The following is a 17837-nucleotide window of genomic DNA, read 5'->3' on the forward strand; positions in this document are numbered from 1 at the left end:
GCAATATAAGCGGCTAAGATTTTTAGCGCCAGAGTGTTAAACCAGCTGCCTTTTTTGCAGGGCATAGCCTTGTGACCTTATATTTACCAGTTGCAGTTCCGACGCTATTATCGCCAGCTTACGGCGTATCCGATGCAACGCGACATCCAGCGCATTTGGCGTTACCGCCTCACTAAATCCCCAGGCTGCCGATTCCAGCGTGCTGCGACGAACGATACCGCCCTGCTTACGTACCAGCGCCAGCAAAATTTGCATTTCCGCAGGCGCGAGTAAGATCTTTTCATCGCCGCGGCAGGCCATACCTGACTCCGGAGAAAGCATTAAATCGCCGAAAAAAGGGTGCGGCGGATGACTGACTAAAGGGCGTCGAAGCAGCGCCTTCACGCGTGCGACCAGTTCAGCCATCGCAAAAGGTTTGGTTAAATAGTCGTCAGCCCCGGCCTCCAGCCCCTCGACCCGATCGTGCAAAGCATCTCGGCCGGTCAACATCAGGCAAGGTATTGTCACTCCGGCCCGCCGCAATTTTTGCAGCAGCGCCAGGCCATCACCATCGGGCAATCCGCGGTCCAGCAACAGTCCTTGATAGGTTATCTGATTGACCGCGCTCCACGCTGCGTCGCCACGCTCGACCACATCTGCCATGATACCGGCCTTCGCCAGGCCTTTGATAATGAGCCGGGCAATAGGGTCGTGGTCTTCAACAAGCAGGATCCTTGCCATCAGAAATAGTACACATAACCAAGGGAGAGGCGATGACTACTGGAACGATCCACCAGCGGACTGTCTTTAACGTCAGAGGAAAAACGACTCATTTGTGCATCCAGTATTAAAGAATGGTGAGTATTGAAGCTGTAGACGCTCTGCAGGCCGGCTTCAGCGCCGATCCCTGCCCCGCCGTGATACTCGGGGCGCCCGGCTCTGACTTCATGCGAACGTATACCATAATAATAATCCACGTATTTGCTGTCGTACCATGTTGCGCCAATGCGAGGCGTTATCGATAAATGGTCCCCGATTTGCCAGGATCTGTCCAGGACAAGCGAAAGTTGTTGTCCTTTGCTGTTGCCTGAAACATCGTGTGTCCAGTCAGCATTCATATTAAGCAGGCTGGTTTGCCATTCTATTTTTCCGCCAGCCCAAAACCCGCCCTTTCGCTTTTCCATCCCTTCCAGCATCCATGAGTCATCGGATTCGTATCCGGCACCGTCCCATCTGCCGACAATGCCAAAATGAAGGGTATTCGTTTCGCTCAGAGTAATGACTGGAAGTTTGGCCTCAAGGGTTGTGCCAAAGAATTTGACATAGCGGTTTTCAACATGCAGCAAAGGCAGGACGGAAGTATCACGATCAACGTCAATATAGGGCTTCTGACTACTGGTAATGCCAACCCCCAGTCCCCAGACAGTCGCTTTTTGTGGATCTGTTTCACTGGCCTGGGTTGCCGGTAAGAACATTAACGTTCCGTTAATCAACAATGTAACAGCAATCCCGCGCCCGGCGGCGCAACCAGAGGGAAAAAGGGAACGACAGCGCATGATGATTTCCTGAGAGTAGGGAAAATAGCATCATGAAGGCGAGATCCTTACTGATAACTTACTGGCGTGACATGGTGTGAAAAGTTTCAGGACAGCCGCGGCGGAATAAACGCCTTTATCGGTGGCGCAACGCCTTCATATTTTACCATCTCTACGGTGGCGATCTGCCCGGTACATCCCTGCGCCAGCGATGACGTACCTTCATCGAGGGTGACGACATTCGGGTTACCATGGACGCAAAACGGTGCGTCAGCCAGCGGCTCCAGCGGATCGAACCAGGCCCCGGTTGGAACCTGAATCACGCCCGGCATGATGTCCTCTGTCACCTTTGCGCAGGCCAGCAGCGCCCCACGCTGATTAAAAATCTTCACGATATCGCCCGTGTGGATCGCTCTCTTCGCGGCGTCCAGCGGATGCATCTGGCATATTTCTCGATCTTTTTGCTTGTGCCGCGCGCTCCACTGTCCAAAATCAAGCTGGCTGTGCAGACGCGTGGCTGGCTGATTCGCGATAAGCCACAGAGAATGATGCGCGTCGGGTTGCTGCGTCGGCGGTAGCCACGCCGGATGCCCCGGACAATCCGTATAACCGAAACGCGCAATGGTGCGGGAAAAGAGTTCGATTTTCCCGCTGGGCGTGGGCAGCGGCGCGGCGGTCGGATCGGCGCGAAAGTCCCGCATCAGGCGATCGCCGTCCTGGATCTGCGGTAACAGCAGCGTTCCTGCCTGCCAGAAGGCGTCGAAGTCCGGCACGTTAATACCGTGCCCACGCAGTTTTTCCTGCATCTGGCCGTAAAGATGATGCAGCCATTGCTGGCTGCTGCGCCCTTCAGTAAAGGCGAGTTCCGCGCCCAAACGTCGCGCCAGTGTCGTAAAAATCGCATAGTCATCCCGCGCCTCGCCCTGCGGCGCTCTTACTTTCTGCATCGCCACCAGCAGAGGATCGGTCGGCGTGCCGCCGATATCGTCACGCTCAAGGGTCATTGTGGCAGGCAGAACAATATCGGCATGACGCGCCGTGGCGGTCCAGAACGGTTCATGGACGATAAGCGTATCCAGACGGCTGAAGGCGCGACGCAGCCTGCCCAGATCCTGATGGTGGTGGAACGGATTGCCGCCCGCCCACCATGCCAGCTTAATGTACGGATAGGTCAGTCGCTGACCGTTAAAATCATAGCGCTCGCCGGGGTTAAGCAGCATATCGGCGATTCTGGCCACCGGAATAAAGGTACTCACCTTATTCACCCCCTGCGGAAACGGCGGGAAGGCAACCACATTATGATGTTTACCGTAATGCCCAATCGCTCCCAGCGCATAGGCGTAGCCGCCGCCGGGTAATCCGGGCTGGCCTAATACCGCCGCCAGCGCCAGCCCCAGCCATACAGGCTGCTCCCCATGCTCTGCGCGCTGTAAGGAGTGCGAGACCGTCACCAGCACCCGCCTCCCGGCAAGGTCACGGGCCAGCGAGGCAATCTCGTCTTTAGGGATCCGGCAAATCTCCGCCGCCCAGCGTGGCGTTTTTGCCTGGCCGTCGGCATTACCCAGTATATAGGCTTCGAATAGCGGCCAGCCCTCGCAGTAACGTTCGAGAAACGCCCGGTCGGCATTACCGCTGACGACAATCTCGTGGATCAGCGCCAGCATCAGCGCCGCATCGCTGCCGGGGGCAACCGACCACCATTCGGCGCGGGCCTCTGACGGCATATCCGTTCGCAGCGGGCTGAAATTGATAAAACGGGCCCCTCTTGCGGCGGCCTGACGCATAAACTCCCGTTCGGTATGTCGGCTGATGCCACCGCTGGCTACCTGCGAATTTTTCAGCGCCATACCGCCAAAAGAGAGAATGATATCGCTATGTGCGGCGATATCGTCCCAGCTAACGCCGCGCCGCGCCACCTCGTTTAACTCGCCGATAATATGCGGCAGGATCACCGCCGCTGCCCCTGAACTGTAGCTGTTGACCGAACGCACGTAGCCGCCGATGGTGGTGTTCAGAAAGCGATGCACCTGGCTTTGCGCGTGATGAAAGCGCCCGGCGCTCGACCAGCCGTAGGAGCCGCCAAAAACCGCCTCTGGCCCGAACTGGCGATTGACCCGCGCCAGTTCATCGGCGGCAAGGTCAAGGACCTGCTCCCATTCCATCTCAATATATTCATCCGCACCCCGGCGATTGTCAGGACCAGGACCATTCTCAAGCCAGCCGCGTCGTACAGCGGGCTTCGTAATTCGCACCGGGTGGTCGGCAGAATCAATAAAATTCGCTAATAGCGGACTGGGGTCAGGATCGTCATCCCAGGCTTTCACGTTTAGCCCGTGTTTCTCCTCGGAGACGCGAAAAACGCCCCAGTGCGAGCTATGCATTTTTTCATTATTCATGCCGCCACCCTTTTATTAACGCCTGCGTTATGTCAGTTGATAACAGTGATATCAGAACTGGTACGTTAACCCGACACCAAATTTATCATCGCTACTCACCCCCAGCGGATTATCATCGTCCAGCAGGTTGATTTTATAATCGGCATAGGCCAGCATGTTTTTATTAATGAACCAGGAGAGCGCGACATCAACATATTTAACGATATCCGCCTTCCCTACTCCTTCAATATCTTCACCGCGCGACTGGAAATAACCCGCGAACGGTTTGATGCCGGAAGAGAACAGGTATGAGGCAACCGCTTCAAAACTGTTCGCTTCGTTAGCATAACCGGATGAACTGATTTTGTTCAGGTTATGGCTGTTGGAATAGAGTGCGGCCAGATATAAATCGTTATCGTCGTATTTAATGCCGGCGGCCCAAATCTCGGCGCGGTCGCCTTCGCCCCATCGCAGCTGTTGCTGAGCCGAGGTTCTTTTCGATGCGCTGTACGTCCCGAGAACGGTAAGATTATCGACCAGCTCATAACTCAGCGAGAAACCGTAGCCATCGCCGTTAGTGGCGGTAGCCGACCGGTCTGAATTGCGCCCCTGATACTGCGCGGTCACGTCCAGTCCATCAACGGCACCGAACAGGTCGCTGTTACGCCAGGTCAGTAAGCCGGTAGAACGCCCGGTCATAAAGTTATCCGCGGTGCTGTAGGTCAGCTCGTCGAAGATCGGCGCTTTATCGGTGATCGACGCCACATCATACGTCACGCCCCAGTTACGTCCATAATCGATGGAGCCGAAGCGGCTAAACTTCAGACCGGCAAAAGCCAGACGCGTTTTATTACCGTCCTGCGCGTCGCTGCCCTCGGAGTTATTGGCCTGGAAATTATATTCCCACTGGCCAAATCCGGTCAGGCTGTCGTTAATTTGACTCTGGCCTTTAAATCCCAACCGGACATAAGACGCATCGCCATCAACGCTGTCGCTATCGCTGAAATAATGTCTGGCCCGGACGCTGCCATACAGATCCAGTTTATTTTTGTCCTTATTAAAGATTTCCGCCGCGTGGGCAGAGGAGGCGCTGACAAATAACGCCATAAGAATTATTTTTTTCATTAACTTTCCCAGAGTTTAGGTCATAAAATTACCGTCCCATTCATCTGAATGAGACAGTCTACTAACAACGTTAATAACTTATTTCAGGCGCTGCGCGTCAATGCCATAAACGGCGATGGCCTGTTCCTGACTAATATATCCCGCTTCAATGTCAGCAAGGATCTCGCTCTCTGCCCGCTGCTGCGGATCACCCCACCCGCCGCCGCCGGGCATTTCCAGCACCAGCCGATCCTCAACGGGGATCTCCTGGATGCCTTTGGCGTTCAGCGCCCTACCCGAAGCCAGATAAAGTCGTCCCGTGCGGCCCGGCAATCCGCCTTCACTGCCGCGCGCGGGATGGATGACCCGATCAAAGCGGGCGTAGAGCGCCAGCGGCACCGGAAAACGATTGCCGATCACCATTTTTTGTCCCAGTCCACCACGGTACCGTCCCGCGCCGCCGGAATCCTGAAGCAGAGATTTCTCCCATACCACAATACTTGTCATGGCTTCGGTGATCTCCACCGGCACATTTTTCACGCCGGAGGGAAACGGCGTGGCGGAAAGCCCGTCGCTCTGCGGCCTCGCTCCCGCGCCGCCGCTGTGGAAACTGGTGGTCATATAGGCGTTTCCCCATTCGGAAGCAGGCGCGGCCAGCCGCACGTTCCACAGGCTGCCGGTGCTTTCCGCCGGGGTTTTATCGGCGAGGATTTGGCGCAGGCAGCCGAAAATCAGATCCGGCAGAAACATGCCGACCAGAGAACGGGCCACCACCGGGCGCGGCCAGTGGGCGTTGGCGATGCAATCTTCCGGCGCACGTAGCGTAATGCAGCCCAGCGTCGCCGCGTTGTTTGGCAGCGCGGGCGCAATCAGACTTTTAATGCCAAATGCCGCGTAGGCTTCGGTGTAGCACAGCGGGCAGTTGATGCCGTAGCGCGACGGCCCGGAGGTACCTTCCATATCGATATGAATGCCGCTGTCGTCAATGGTGACAGCGGCCACCAGATCGATCGGCTGTTCATAGCCGTCGACGCGCATGCTGTTGCGCCACGTACCGTGGGGCAGTTCCCTGATGGCCGCCATCATCGCCCGCTGGCTGAAGGCCAGAATGCGCGTGCCGATAGCGGAAAAGTCATCCAGCGCGTACTCATCCATGACCTTTTGCAGGCGTCGATTACCCACGTCATTACAGGCCATCAGAGCAAAAATATCGCCCTCGACCTGCACCGGCTCCCTGACGTTGGCACGGACGATTTGCAGCAGGCTTTCGTTAACCACGCCTCCCGCGGCCAGCTTCATAATGGGAATAAACAGCCCTTCACCGAACACCTGGCGTGATTCTGGTGACGGTCCGTTGCCGCCGATATCCACCACGTGCGTGGTACAGGCGAACAGCGCCACGGCGCGTCCATGACGAAAGACCGGCGTGACCACTGAAATATCGGACAGGTGCCCCGTCGCTTTCCACGGATCGTTAGTGATGAGCACGTCGCCTGGTGCCAGGGTGTCCAGCGGATAAGCGGCCAGAAAGTGTTTCACCGAACGGGCCATCGAATTCACATGTCCGGGCGTGCCGGTCACCGCCTGGGCCAGCATTTCGCCCTCGCGGGAGAATACACCCGCGGAAACATCGCCCGCTTCCCGTGTCGAGGTGCTGAAACCGGCGCGGATCAGACTTCTGGCCTGCTCCTCTACCGCCGCGATAAGGCGGCTCCAGATGACCTGTAGCTGAATGTCGGAGATAGCAGCGCTCATTTTCCCTCCCGGTTGGCTTGCAAAATAAGATGTTGCTGGCGGCTGAGGGTGACGCTGAACCCCTGTGGGACAACGGTGTTCGTTTCGCTCTCTGCGATAATCGCCGGGCCTGCAAGTTGTGCGCCGATGCGTAAATCTTCGCGCGGATAGACCCCTGCCTGCTGCACCGACAGCGTGGCCAGGTCGACCAGCGTCTGCTCGCGCTGCGGCACAGGCGTATACGCCTCGCGGTCCGTAGCTATGGGCACCGGTGGCGCGTCGGTTTCACGGCTCAGCCTTAAGCCCCACGTCAGACACTCGATCTGCATGCCGGGAATGATGCGGTGAAAGTGGCGGGCGTACTCCTCTTCGAAGCGAGTAGTAAGCCAGGCGGCGTCGTGTTCTTGATAGCGCGTTTTTCCGCTCAGGCGGACCGGGATTTCATGCCCCTGCCCGCGGTAGCGCATATAGACGGTATGTTCCTGATGCAGCGCCGCCTCATCCTGTGGGCCGACCGCCAGCGTAGTCTTCGCCTGCTGGTACAGCTGGCCGAAAATGGCATTCACCTGCACTGCATCAAACGCCTTCAGCGCCAGAAGCTGCGTCTTCACTACTTCGCAGGCCAGCGGAGCCAGTAAAAAGCCGTGCGCCGAACCGACGCCCGCGCCTTTGGGAATAATCACTCGATCGATGCCGAGCTTTTGCGCGACGCGCGCCGCATGCATTGGTGCCGCGCCGCCAAAAGCGATGAGCGTCCGGCCTTCAATGGTTAAGCCCCGGTCGGTCGCATGCACCCGCGCGGCGTTGGTCATATTCTCATCAACTACTTCGACCATCGCCATCGCCGCCTGCTGTCCGTCGCGGTCGGTTTCATCGCTGAGATGCGTCTGTAAAGCGTGAACGGCATTGTCCCGCGACAGGGCGATTTTGCCGCCGGCAAAGCGCGAGGCATCGATTTTGCCCAGCAGCAGGTCGGCATCGGTAATCGCCGGCAACTCGCCACCGCGACCATAGCAGGCGGGCCCCGGCTCTGAGCCACTGCTTTCCGGACCCACGTCGATCAGACCGAGCGCGTTACGCTTCGCCAGCGAGCCGCCGCCAGCGCCGATTTCAACCATATCCACCACCGGGATACGCAGCGGCATACCGCTGCCTTTCAGAAAGCGATACGCCCGCGCCACCTCAAGCTCGCGGCCGTATTGCGGCACACCGTCATCAATAAACACCACTTTCGCCGTGGTGCCACCCATATCGAAGGCAATGGCTTCGGCGATCCCTGCTTCACGGGCGATATGCGCGGCAAACACCGCCCCGCCGGCCGGGCCTGACTCCACCAGTAGTATCGGGAAACGGCAGGCCTGCTCAAGCGAGGTCAGACCGCCATTCGACATCATCAGCAGCGTCTGCCCGGCGATGCCGCGCTGACACAGCCCGTGATCCAGTCGTTGCAGATAGCGGGCAATGGTCGGTTGCACATAAGCGTTAGCGCAGGCGGTGGAGAGTCGCTCGTATTCGCGGATCTCCGGACAGACCTCATGCGACAGGGTGATCGAAAGACCCGGGCGCGCCCGGCGGAGAAATTCCGCGGCCTGGCGTTCGTGCTCACCGTTGACATAGCTGTGCAGAAAACCTATCGCCACCGAGGTGATCCCCTGAGCATCGAGCTGCGGCAGCAGAGCTTCCAGCGAGTGCAGGTCCAGCGGCGTCAGCACGCTGCCGTCGGCGGCCAGCCGCTCAACAACCTCAAAGCGCAGCGCGCGCGGCACCAGCGGCTCCGGGCGTTTCATGTACAGGTCGGAAACGTCAAACCGATGTTCGTGGGCGATTTCCAGCGTGTCGCGAAACCCCTGGGTGGTGATCAACGCCGTTTGTGCGCCTTTGCGCTCAATGAGCGCGTTAGTGGCAAGCGTGGTGCCATGCACGACAGCGCGGACTTCCGTCGCCGCCGTCGCCGTCTCATTGAGCAAATTATCAATGCCCACTAATACCGCCTCTTCCGGCGCGCCATGGGTCGTCAGACGTTTGGCCGACACCAGCGTGCCGTCGGCGCGCTGCAATACAATATCGGTGAATGTGCCGCCGATATCGACAGCAATTCGGGTTCCTCTTTGCGACATAACCTGTTTCCGTATAGTTAGCTCATTCATGCACTGACAGCAGGCGGCCCGCCGCTCTGCGAGACTTCACATCAAGCGCCTGTAATAACGCCCACAGCGATGCCTGGTTTCATGTTTGCGCCCCTGCGCCGATCTCCATGGCAATAGTTTGCTCATCGCTGCGTCCTGGATAGCTCAGCGGTTTACGCAGTCCCCAGACATTGATGGGATGATAAAGCGGCAGCAACGCCACATCCGCGATGGCAAGTTCAATGGCCGAAGCGAAAAGCGCTTCGCGTTTGGCATCGTCAAGGGTCACCAGCCCCTGCTCGATAATCTCATCCACTTTTTTGTTGCTGTAGAAAGAGCGGTTGCTTGAGCCGTAGCCTTTCTCTTTGTCGATGGTGTGCAGCAACGAGCGCAGCGGCGAGGAAGATTCACCGGTGGCGCTCCCGTAACCGACGAGAAAGAAGCTGAATTCGCTACCCTGCGCGTCGCCGGTAACCCGCTTGTAAAATACGCTGCTGGGCATGGTCTCCACCTCGGTTTTGATGCCGACCCGCGTCAGCATCTGCGCCACAGCCTGAGCAACGGCGCTGTCGCGAATAAACCGATCGTTCGGCGAATGCAGCGTAATGCGAAAGCCCTGCGGATACCCAGCGGCTTTAAGCAGCGCCCTGGCTTTTTCCGCATCCGCGGTGACGGGTTTAATGGCGTTGCTGTGGCCGAAAATGCCTTCCGGCACCAGTTGATCGGCCACTTCCGCGGCGTCGGTGAGAATGTGTTTAACGATCAGTCGCGTATCAATCGCCAGTTGAAACGCCTGGCGCACCCGCAAATCCAGCAGCGGGTTATCAATCGGCTTACCGGCGTTGTCGCGAATAAACGGCGAACGTTTACGCCCGTGATCGAAGCTGAGAAAAATAGCCCGGTTGGTCACGCTGCGGGTTAAATTAATCGTGCCGTTGGTTTTCAGACGGGCGATATCAGTGGGTGCGACTTTTTCAATGACGCTGACGTCCCCTGAGAGGAGCGCCGCCACGCGCGCACCATCCGCGCTAATCGGGCGGATGGTAATTTCCTTCCACTGCGGCTTGTCGCCCCAGTAGTCATCATTGCGGGTCAGCACAATCCGGTTACCGGGAATATAATTGACCAGCTTATAAGGGCCGGTGCCGATGACGGCTTTGCCACTGTTATAGTCGGCGGTAGTCGCCTCGCCGATGCTGCGGCTAATAATGGCGACTGTCGCCAGCTCATTAGGGACAATCGGATTTGGTGCCAGAGTTTTTATTCTTAATACCGTGTCACTGACTTTAATGACGGTTTTATCATGTAAATAAGTTCGTAACGCAAAAGGCGAACCAACAATATGACTGGCGCGATCAAAAGAGAAAATAACATCATCGACGGTTAACGGTGCACCGTTATGAAACTTCACGTTCGGCTGTAATTCGAACTCCCAGGTCGTGTCATCAATGACCTTCCATGATTTTGCCAGCCCCGGCTGCGGGCGCTGTTTATTATCCGATCTTACCAGCCGGTCGAATAAATAGGTGGTCAGCGCCGCGTTAGCGCTGACAATATGCCAGTGCGGATCGAGCGACGACGGTTCATTACTGAACCCCAGCACCAGGCTGTCTACCGACTGGGCGGCCCAGCCTGTCACCGGCCAGGTGACAGCAGCGGGAATAAACGACGCCGCCGCCAGCGCGCCGGTACGGAAGAGAAATTGTCTTCTGTTAATACTCATGACTGTCTCCTGGTGGTTTACTTTTAGCAAATTGTATTTATTGATTTGATTTAATCAGCAAGATAAAAATTTCTTTCCCGTACCGGTTACAGACTAAATCATCAGGCTGAAATATTTTAATAACCAATATCGCTATAAATATGTGTAATATTGATTAGTCGTTATTATTTACAACACGGCAACAGCCGATAAATATCTAATTCATCGATGCAGGATAACTGCGCTATATTTTGTAAGGACGTCCACAGCGTGTGGGTATTTTCTGTTACGCCTCCCCAGTGCAGACACTCAATAAATTTCTCACGCAGTTGCTCCGCGCTTAACGGCGATCGTGTATCGCCCGTGGCATAACGCACCGGCGGGCTGAAAAGCGTATCTCCCTGACGAAAACCAATCTCGATCCGATCCTCTGGCGCGAAGCCTTCGCGACCGGGATCGCTTTCTGCAATGGCAATACGTTCGCAACAGGCCATCAGCCGCCCTACCTCTGCACGTTCACGTTTTTCATCCTGTAAAGAACGCAGCGTCAGCTCGCCATCGATGAGGGCGCTTGCGGCCACAAACTCCAGGCTAAAGGCACTCTGGGTGCGGTCCGTCGGCTCACGAAAACGCAAAATATCGCTGTGACGCTGGCTGGTCATCAGGCGGATGCGCACGATATCCGCATGGCGTTCGGCGGTCTGCGAATAGAGCTGGCGGGCAGCATCCACGATCCGGTGAGCGGCATAGCACACCGGGTAATATTTAATTGCCGCGGGTTGGCGCGCCAGCAGCCAGTCCTGCTGGCGTAATGCCAGCGCCGTCGTCCTGTCGGCGGGATGATGCGGCGACCAGGTCGTCAGCCAGCCGTTGTCCTGCTCCAGAATAGCGTCATTGCCGGTGATGCCCTGGCGCGCCAGCAGTGCGGCAAACAGACCGGCTTTGGCGGCGAAGCCGATATGCAACGCCTTAACGGGCGTGCCGAAATTCGCCATCAGTCCCGCACTTTGCGACGCCGCAATCGCCAGCGCGTGCCGGGCCTTAACCGCATCAAGTTCAAACGCCGAGGCGCAGGCCGCGGCGGCCGCTATGGGTCCGATTAACCCGCTGGGATGCCAGCCCGCCGCGTGCGCCAGCACCGGATGCCGCCGCCGTAATTCGCCCCACACTTCATAGCCGGTGGCATAAGCAATCAGGAATGCACGCCCGGACAGCGGAAAGCGGCGCGCCAGCGCCAGCAGGGCCGGGATCAGCACGGCGGCCGGATGCCCGCCCAGCGCGACGTTGTCATAATCCAGCACGTGCGCCGCCGTGCCCGCCTGTAGCGCGAAGGCCAGAATATCCGGCGACGCCGCGTCCGCCAGCAGGCGCTGCGTTTGCGTCAGCCGGATGACGGTATCCTCGTTTCTGCCCGCCAGCATCACCGCCAGCGTATCGATCAGGTCACGTCTGGCGTAATGCAAAGCATCGTCGCCGGGTGGTATCTGGCGGGCGGACGCAATCATATCGCCCAGTTCGCGGGTCAGCATCATCGTCATATCAGCGGTTCACCACGACCTGATGCTCCAGCGCAATTTGCCGATAGACTAACGGCGGAACGGCGGTATTTACCGGCATGACGGCATGCGCTACCTCGCTGTTATCCAGTTCAGGTGCCCGGCTGCGTCGGGACGGATCGGCGACGGGAACCGCACTGAGTAAACGGCGGGTATAGGGGTGCTGCGCCCGCTGAAAAATATCCTCGTTACGCCCCGTTTCGACAATAACGCCGCGTTGCATGACGGCGACACGGTGGCTGAACTGTCTGACCACCGACATATCATGGGAGATAAAAAGAAAGGCCGTACCGAGCTTCTGCTGTAGCTCGCTCAGCAACTGCATGACCTGCATTTTCACTAATGCGTCAAGCGCGGAAACTGATTCGTCGGCAATAATCACCTCCGGCTCCAGTATCAGCGCCCGGGCGATGCAAATACGCTGGCGCTGGCCGCCGGAAAATTCATTGGGATACCGCGTCGCCATGTCCGGCGTAAGCCCCACCAGCTGTAGCAGCCCGGCCACTCTTTCACGCGCCTGACGCCGATCGCCGAGCCGGTGATAAATCCACGGTTCGGCAATCGCCTCGCCGACCGTCATGCGGGCATTCAGGCTGGACCACGGATCCTGGAAGATCATCTGCACGCGGCGCGCAAGATCGGTTCGTAACGGCAGTCCTGGTGCAACGATCGGTTCGCCATTAAGGAGGACGCGACCAGCCTGCGGCGCAACCAGCCCCACCAGCGCACGTCCCAGCGTGGATTTGCCGCTACCCGACTCGCCCACCAGTGCCAGCGTTTCACCGCGCCTGAGCTGTAAGGAGATTTGCTCAACGGCATGCACGCGCTGTTTCACTCGTCCCAGCAGGCCGCCACGGAGGTTAAAACGGCAGGACAGTCCCTCAATTTCCAGCAGCGGGTTTGCGGCAGCGGGCGCGGTGGGAGGACGCGCGTCATGACGGGCAGCCGCCAGCAACCGCGCCGTATAGGGATCCTGCGGCCGGGCAAACAGCGCAGCGGTGGAATTCGTTTCTTTTACTTCCCCCGCCTGCATCACGAGGGTTCTGTCGGCCATTTCTGCCACCACACCCATATCGTGAGTGATAAACAGCACAGCCATTCCCTCTTCACGCTGCAATAGCTTAAGCAGCGCCATAATTTGCGCCTGGATGGTGACATCCAGTGCGGTCGTGGGCTCGTCGGCAATCAGCACTTTCGGGCGTCCCGCCAGCGCCAGCGCAATCATCACCCGCTGGCGCATCCCGCCGGAGAGCTGATGCGGATAGTCATCCATCCGCTTTTCCGCAGCCGACAGCCGGACTTTCTTCAGCAGGGCGATGGCTTCCTGCCGCGCCTGACGGCGGCTCAGCTGCTGGTGCTGAATCAGATGTTCCGTAAGCTGATAGCCAATGGTGAAAACCGGGTTCAGACAATCTTCCTGAAAAACGATACTGATATCACCGCCGCGCACCGCACGCATCTGTTTTTCGCTCAGCGGCAACAGCGCCTGCCCGTTCAGCAAAACGCTGCCGGTAACGCGGACGTTATGCGCCGGTAAGATGCGCATGATCGCCGCCGCGGTAACACTTTTCCCCGATCCCGACTCGCCGACCAACGCCAGCGTTTGCCCGGCGTCCAGCGTGAAGGAAATATGCCTGACGACAGACCGCCACTCGCCGTCGGACTGAATGTCCACGCTCAGATTTTCAACTTCAAGAACTGGCCTCATCATGCTTCTCCCCGCCGGGCTAAACCGTTTATCGTGTCCATGGATTGAGCACATCCCGCAGGCGATCCCCTGCCATATTAATAGCGACGATGGTCACCATCAGCGCAATGCCAGGGTAAAAGCAGATCCAGTATTCACCCGATAACATATATTGATATCCGTTGGCGATAAGCATGCCGAGACTCGGCTCCGTTACCGGCACGCCTAAGCCCAGAAAAGAGAGGGTCGCTTCCAGCGCAATCGCACGCGCGATCTGTACGGTGGAAATGACAATCAGCGGCGGCATACACTGCGGCAGCAAATGGCGAAACAGAATGCGGTGTAAGGGCAAGCCAAGGCAAACCACGGCTTCGATATAGCCTTTCTTACTTTCAACAAGCGCGGTGCTGCGCGTAGCCCGGGCGTAAGTCGCCCACTCCACGATGACCAGCGCCAGCACCACATTGCCGATGCCTTTGCCGAGGAATGCCAGCAGCATCAAGGCCACCAGGATGGCCGGAAAGGAGAGCTGTAAATCCACCAGCCGCATAATAAGCGCATCGGTTTTACCGCCGCGGTAGGCGGCCAGCAGCCCCAGCGACCCGCCGATAATGGCCGCGCAAAAAACGGAAACAAAACCGACGCCCAGCGAAATACGCAATCCGTACAGTATCGCCGATAACATATCCCGTCCCTGATCGTCGCTCCCCAGCCAGAACGGGATGCCGGTGCTGCTCTGCGCGCCCGGTGCCAGTTGCCCGTCAATAATGCTGAGTTGCTGAAGATCGTAAGGATTTTGCGGGGCCAGCAGCGGCGCGGCAAAGGCAACGATAATAATCAGCCCTACCAGCAGCGCAGCGACCAGCGCGCTTTTTGAACGGGCGTATAGCTGCAGAAATTGCCGTAAGCCCAGGCTGCGCTGCGGCGTTGACGGTATTACCATATTTGCCTCAGCCATGCGCGTTTTCTCCTGCATTTAACCTGATCCGCGGATTAAGCAGCGATGAAAGAATATCCACAACGAGATTGATGACGACAATAAGGGTGACGATGATCATCAGATACGCGACGATAACCGGCCGGTCGAGCATATTAATACTGTCGATAATCAGTTTTCCCATACCGGGCCAGGCAAATATGGTCTCGGTGACGACTGAAAATGAGATAATCGAACCAAATTCCATTCCCACCACGGTAATCAACGGGATCACGATATTTTTTAATAGGTGAATAAACGTTATTCTCAGGCCAGATAAACCCCGCGCTTTAGCCAGCCGCATATAATTCGCCGACATCTCCTCCCGCACGCCCGCGCGGGTAAGACGCAATAACAGCGAGGTTTTAAATAAGGCCAGATTAATGGCCGGGAGTAATAAGTGGCGTAATCCGTCGCTGGTCAGGAAAGACCACTGAACGCCGAGGAAGGTTTTCATCTCGCCGCGTCCACCGCTGGGCAGCCATCCCATGCCGACCGAGAAAAACATAATCAGCAGCAAACCGGCCCAGAATGTCGGCAGAGAAAAGCCCAGAATACTGCCCGCCATAATGGTTTTTGACAGCCAGCTATCAGGCTTTAATCCCGCATAAAGACCGAGCGGCAACGCGATAATAATCGCCAGCAGCGTCGCGCTGACCGCCAGTTCCAGCGTGGCCGGGAAGCGCTGCAGGATCAGCGTAAGCGCAGGCTGATTAAAGACGTAGCTGCTCCCCAAATCACCGTGCAGCAGGCCGTGTAAAAAAAGCCCGTACTGTTGCCACAGCGGAAGATTCAACCCAAGTTCGGCAATCAGCTGTTGCCGATCCCGCTCGGTGGCATCGGGAGACAATAAAATATCGACCGGACTACCAATAACGTGCAGGGCGAAAAAGACCAGCGTCGCCATTAACCAAACCACCAGGCATGCCTGCAACAGGCGTTTGATTATCAGATTCAACATAGGTAATACGGCTCCGGCTCATAAAATAGCGGCTTCACAGGCGGTTAAATACTGCGTTCGACGGAAGCCTTTTGTCAGCGATGAATAAGGAACCGAAAAAGAATACCAATGTATACAATAATGCTGAAATGCAAAAACCGGCAAAGAAAAGTTTTATTTGAGAAATAGCCAATGCTCTGTTGCCGGTTATTCCCGGCGTATATCCGCCGGGTCAGTTCAGCAATACCCTGTACGCATCGCGCGGCAGTTCGCTGAATCCGGCAATCAACGTCGAGGCACATATTTCAGCGTAGCGGGCAGAGGTGACCAGAGTATGCAGGACCTCGCGTAAGCTCTGTACGGTTTCGCGTGGCGTCTGCGCCGCGGTAATCAGCGGCAGTCCCGGCGTAGAGGGTGTATAGCCAATCACCGCCAGTTCACGCATTCGTTGCGGTTCAGCGCGCCGTAACAGCGCCAGCGTCACGCAGTCGATGGCCGCGAGATCCGCACGCTGGTCGACGATCTCCACCAGCGACTGCTGGTGACTGCCGCTTATCACGACCCGGGAGAAAAAAGCGCCCTCCTGCGACAGCGGCGTGACCATTTTCCTCAATGCGTTAAAACCAGACTGCGAATCAACGGCATTACAGGCTGCGCGCCTGCCGAAAAAATCCGCCAGCGTCTTATTCTGGTCTTCGCGACGAGCCACCAGCGCACTACGATAATGAACGCCGTCGCACCCTGGCGCGGAATAATGAAACCCGCCCACTACCTGCACGTCCGGCAGCGCGGTCATTAACGGAAATCCACAGGTCTGACTTAACAACACATCGCTACCACGCCAGTGGGTGAGTAAATCAGATGCCGGAAAAGCCAGGCTGGCGATGATGTTTCGTTTCGCTAACAACTGCTGAATAGTCTGAAGCAATGCGCGTGTCTCGTGGCTTTGCGATCTGTACATTGGCAGTGAAATCGTTTGCTGCACTGGCGTTCTCCTGCTTGAAACCCGGAGGTGCATTAAGGTTGACCGGTATGGTAACGAATTTACCCGGCTAATGCGCCAAAATTTACGCAACCAGAGTTGACTTATTTTATACAGGATGTACTTTTCAGGACATGAAGAAAATACTGATTATTGTTCCCGATGGCGGGATGCTGTTCGAAGCCGCCGGTATCGCTGACATCCTGATGCAGGCCAATCGTCTGCATCAGGATGAGTTTGCACGCCCGCGCTACAGCATCACCCTTGCCACTCCCCAGCCGCATCAGGTGATCCACGGTCAATCCGGATTAAATCTGCTGGCCGACCATCGCCTGCCGGATATTGATCCGCGAGAACCCCTCGACACCATCATCATCACCGGGCGCGGTTTAAATGCTCAGGAAGGCACGGCGGTCGTTGACTGGCTCAACCTCGCCGCTCCCCACGCCCGGCGCGTGGCGTCTATCTGCGGCGGTGCGATGCTGCTGGCACAAAGCGGCCTGCTGGATGGGCGGCGTGCGACGACCCACTGGCGGCTGCTGGAGACGATGCAGAAGACCTACCCTGCGGTGAACGTTGAAGGCGGGCCGCTCTATATTCAGGATGGTCCGATATGGACCTCTGGCGGCGTCAGTTCGGGCTTTGATTTAACCCTCGCCCTGATTGAAGAGGATTACGGTTTTACCCTCGCACGCGACGTGGCTCAGGATTTAGTGATGTACCTGCGCCGTCCCGGTGGTCAACTCCAGTTCAGCCGCTTTAATCTCAAACAGGCCAGTACCTCAGGCCCGATCAGCGAGTTGCAGGGCTGGATTTTACAGCACATCGCGGCGGATCTGTGCGTTGAAAAGCTGGCTGAGCAGGTGTCAATGAGTCCGCGGAATTTTACCCGCGTCTTCACCAGAGAGACCGGCGTTTCCCCGGCTCGTTACGTGGCGGAAGCGCGTCTGGCCGCGGCCCGGCAACAGCTTGAGCAAACCACGGAATCGCTGGATCGCATCGCCGAACAAACCGGTTTTGGCACCAGCATTAACCTGCGCCGGATTTTCGAAAAGCAGCTTCACCTGACGCCCGGTGACTACCGCCAGCGCTTCCACTGCCGTAAAATGGCGTAAAGTGATCTATTTTTGTCATTTACGCC

At 57.2% G+C, this 17837-nt stretch carries 13 protein-coding genes; 1 reads left to right on the plus strand and 12 read right to left on the minus strand.

The features are described 5' to 3' along the window. Window positions 1–36 precede the first annotated feature (36 nt). From ACMGGS_RS19195 to ACMGGS_RS19250, 12 genes are all read right to left on the minus strand, one after another. A complete protein-coding gene (locus ACMGGS_RS19195; protein WP_414163946.1) occupies window positions 37–720 on the minus strand; it encodes a response regulator transcription factor in 684 nt (227 codons plus the stop codon). Beyond that, the gene (locus tag ACMGGS_RS19200) at window positions 720–1535 is read right to left on the minus strand and encodes a MipA/OmpV family protein (RefSeq protein ID WP_414163947.1); all 816 of its coding nucleotides are present in this window, start codon (window positions 1533–1535) and stop codon (window positions 720–722) included. Before ACMGGS_RS19200 ends, ACMGGS_RS19195 begins: the two co-directional genes overlap by 1 nt. Before the next feature lie 86 nt (window positions 1536–1621). After that, on the minus strand, window positions 1622–3910 hold the full coding sequence (locus ACMGGS_RS19205) for a molybdopterin-dependent oxidoreductase (RefSeq protein WP_414163948.1): 2289 nt from the start codon (window positions 3908–3910) through the stop codon (window positions 1622–1624). 51 nt (window positions 3911–3961) lie between these two features. Beyond that, window positions 3962–5014 carry a porin gene (locus tag ACMGGS_RS19210; RefSeq protein WP_414163949.1) on the minus strand — a complete coding sequence of 351 codons (1053 nt, stop codon included), beginning with the start codon at window positions 5012–5014 and terminating at the stop codon, window positions 3962–3964. A 78-nt stretch (window positions 5015–5092) separates the two neighbouring features. Further along, window positions 5093–6748, minus strand: a complete 1656-nt coding sequence (locus ACMGGS_RS19215) for a hydantoinase B/oxoprolinase family protein (RefSeq protein WP_414163950.1) — start codon at window positions 6746–6748, stop codon at window positions 5093–5095. Next, window positions 6745–8844 carry a hydantoinase/oxoprolinase family protein gene (locus ACMGGS_RS19220; protein ID WP_414163951.1) on the minus strand — a complete coding sequence of 700 codons (2100 nt, stop codon included), beginning with the start codon at window positions 8842–8844 and terminating at the stop codon, window positions 6745–6747. The genes ACMGGS_RS19215 and ACMGGS_RS19220 overlap by 4 nt, the downstream gene beginning before the upstream one ends. A 109-nt stretch (window positions 8845–8953) precedes the next feature. Next, window positions 8954–10576: an ABC transporter substrate-binding protein gene (locus ACMGGS_RS19225; RefSeq protein ID WP_414163952.1), complete on the minus strand. Its 1623-nt coding sequence runs from the start codon at window positions 10574–10576 to the stop codon at window positions 8954–8956. 164 nt (window positions 10577–10740) lie between these two features. Then, complete coding sequence (locus ACMGGS_RS19230) at window positions 10741–12093, minus strand: MmgE/PrpD family protein (RefSeq protein ID WP_414163953.1); 1353 nt, start codon at window positions 12091–12093, stop codon at window positions 10741–10743. A 1-nt stretch (window position 12094) separates the two neighbouring features. Continuing rightward, window positions 12095–13822 (minus strand): ABC transporter ATP-binding protein, encoded by a 1728-nt coding sequence (locus ACMGGS_RS19235; RefSeq protein WP_414163954.1) that lies wholly within the window; start codon window positions 13820–13822, stop codon window positions 12095–12097. Between the two features lie 25 nt (window positions 13823–13847). Then, entirely contained in the window at window positions 13848–14756 is a 909-nt protein-coding gene (locus tag ACMGGS_RS19240) for an ABC transporter permease (RefSeq protein ID WP_414163955.1), read from the minus strand. Continuing rightward, window positions 14749–15735 (minus strand): ABC transporter permease, encoded by a 987-nt coding sequence (locus ACMGGS_RS19245; protein WP_414163956.1) that lies wholly within the window; start codon window positions 15733–15735, stop codon window positions 14749–14751. Before ACMGGS_RS19245 ends, ACMGGS_RS19240 begins: the two co-directional genes overlap by 8 nt. A 211-nt stretch (window positions 15736–15946) precedes the next feature. Beyond that, window positions 15947–16699 (minus strand): phosphate/phosphite/phosphonate ABC transporter substrate-binding protein, encoded by a 753-nt coding sequence (locus tag ACMGGS_RS19250; RefSeq protein WP_414163957.1) that lies wholly within the window; start codon window positions 16697–16699, stop codon window positions 15947–15949. Between the two features lie 131 nt (window positions 16700–16830). Between ACMGGS_RS19250 and ACMGGS_RS19255 the strand changes: the two genes are divergently transcribed. Continuing rightward, window positions 16831–17811 (plus strand): GlxA family transcriptional regulator, encoded by a 981-nt coding sequence (locus ACMGGS_RS19255; protein ID WP_414163958.1) that lies wholly within the window; start codon window positions 16831–16833, stop codon window positions 17809–17811. The last annotated feature ends 26 nt before the right edge of the window (window positions 17812–17837 follow it).

The sequence above is a fragment of the Superficieibacter sp. BNK-5 genome (assembly GCF_047456055.1).
GTDB lineage: Bacteria > Pseudomonadota > Gammaproteobacteria > Enterobacterales > Enterobacteriaceae > Superficieibacter.

Excerpts from the sequence above, each read along its gene's own strand:
- ACMGGS_RS19195 (WP_414163946.1), bottom strand. The coding sequence starts at position 720 with ATGGCAAGGATCCTGCTTGTTGAAGACCACGACCCTATTGCCCGGCTC.
- ACMGGS_RS19235 (WP_414163954.1), bottom strand. The coding sequence starts at position 13,822 with ATGATGAGGCCAGTTCTTGAAGTTGAAAATCTGAGCGTGGACATTCAG.
- ACMGGS_RS19230 (WP_414163953.1), bottom strand. The coding sequence starts at position 12,093 with ATGACGATGATGCTGACCCGCGAACTGGGCGATATGATTGCGTCCGCC.
- ACMGGS_RS19200 (WP_414163947.1), bottom strand. The coding sequence starts at position 1,535 with ATGCGCTGTCGTTCCCTTTTTCCCTCTGGTTGCGCCGCCGGGCGCGGG.
- ACMGGS_RS19205 (WP_414163948.1), bottom strand. The coding sequence starts at position 3,910 with ATGAATAATGAAAAAATGCATAGCTCGCACTGGGGCGTTTTTCGCGTC.
- ACMGGS_RS19210 (WP_414163949.1), bottom strand. The coding sequence starts at position 5,014 with ATGAAAAAAATAATTCTTATGGCGTTATTTGTCAGCGCCTCCTCTGCC.
- ACMGGS_RS19225 (WP_414163952.1), bottom strand. The coding sequence starts at position 10,576 with ATGAGTATTAACAGAAGACAATTTCTCTTCCGTACCGGCGCGCTGGCG.
- ACMGGS_RS19245 (WP_414163956.1), bottom strand. The coding sequence starts at position 15,735 with ATGTTGAATCTGATAATCAAACGCCTGTTGCAGGCATGCCTGGTGGTT.
- ACMGGS_RS19220 (WP_414163951.1), bottom strand. The coding sequence starts at position 8,844 with ATGTCGCAAAGAGGAACCCGAATTGCTGTCGATATCGGCGGCACATTC.
- ACMGGS_RS19215 (WP_414163950.1), bottom strand. The coding sequence starts at position 6,748 with ATGAGCGCTGCTATCTCCGACATTCAGCTACAGGTCATCTGGAGCCGC.
- ACMGGS_RS19255 (WP_414163958.1), top strand. The coding sequence starts at position 16,831 with ATGAAGAAAATACTGATTATTGTTCCCGATGGCGGGATGCTGTTCGAA.
- ACMGGS_RS19240 (WP_414163955.1), bottom strand. The coding sequence starts at position 14,756 with ATGGCTGAGGCAAATATGGTAATACCGTCAACGCCGCAGCGCAGCCTG.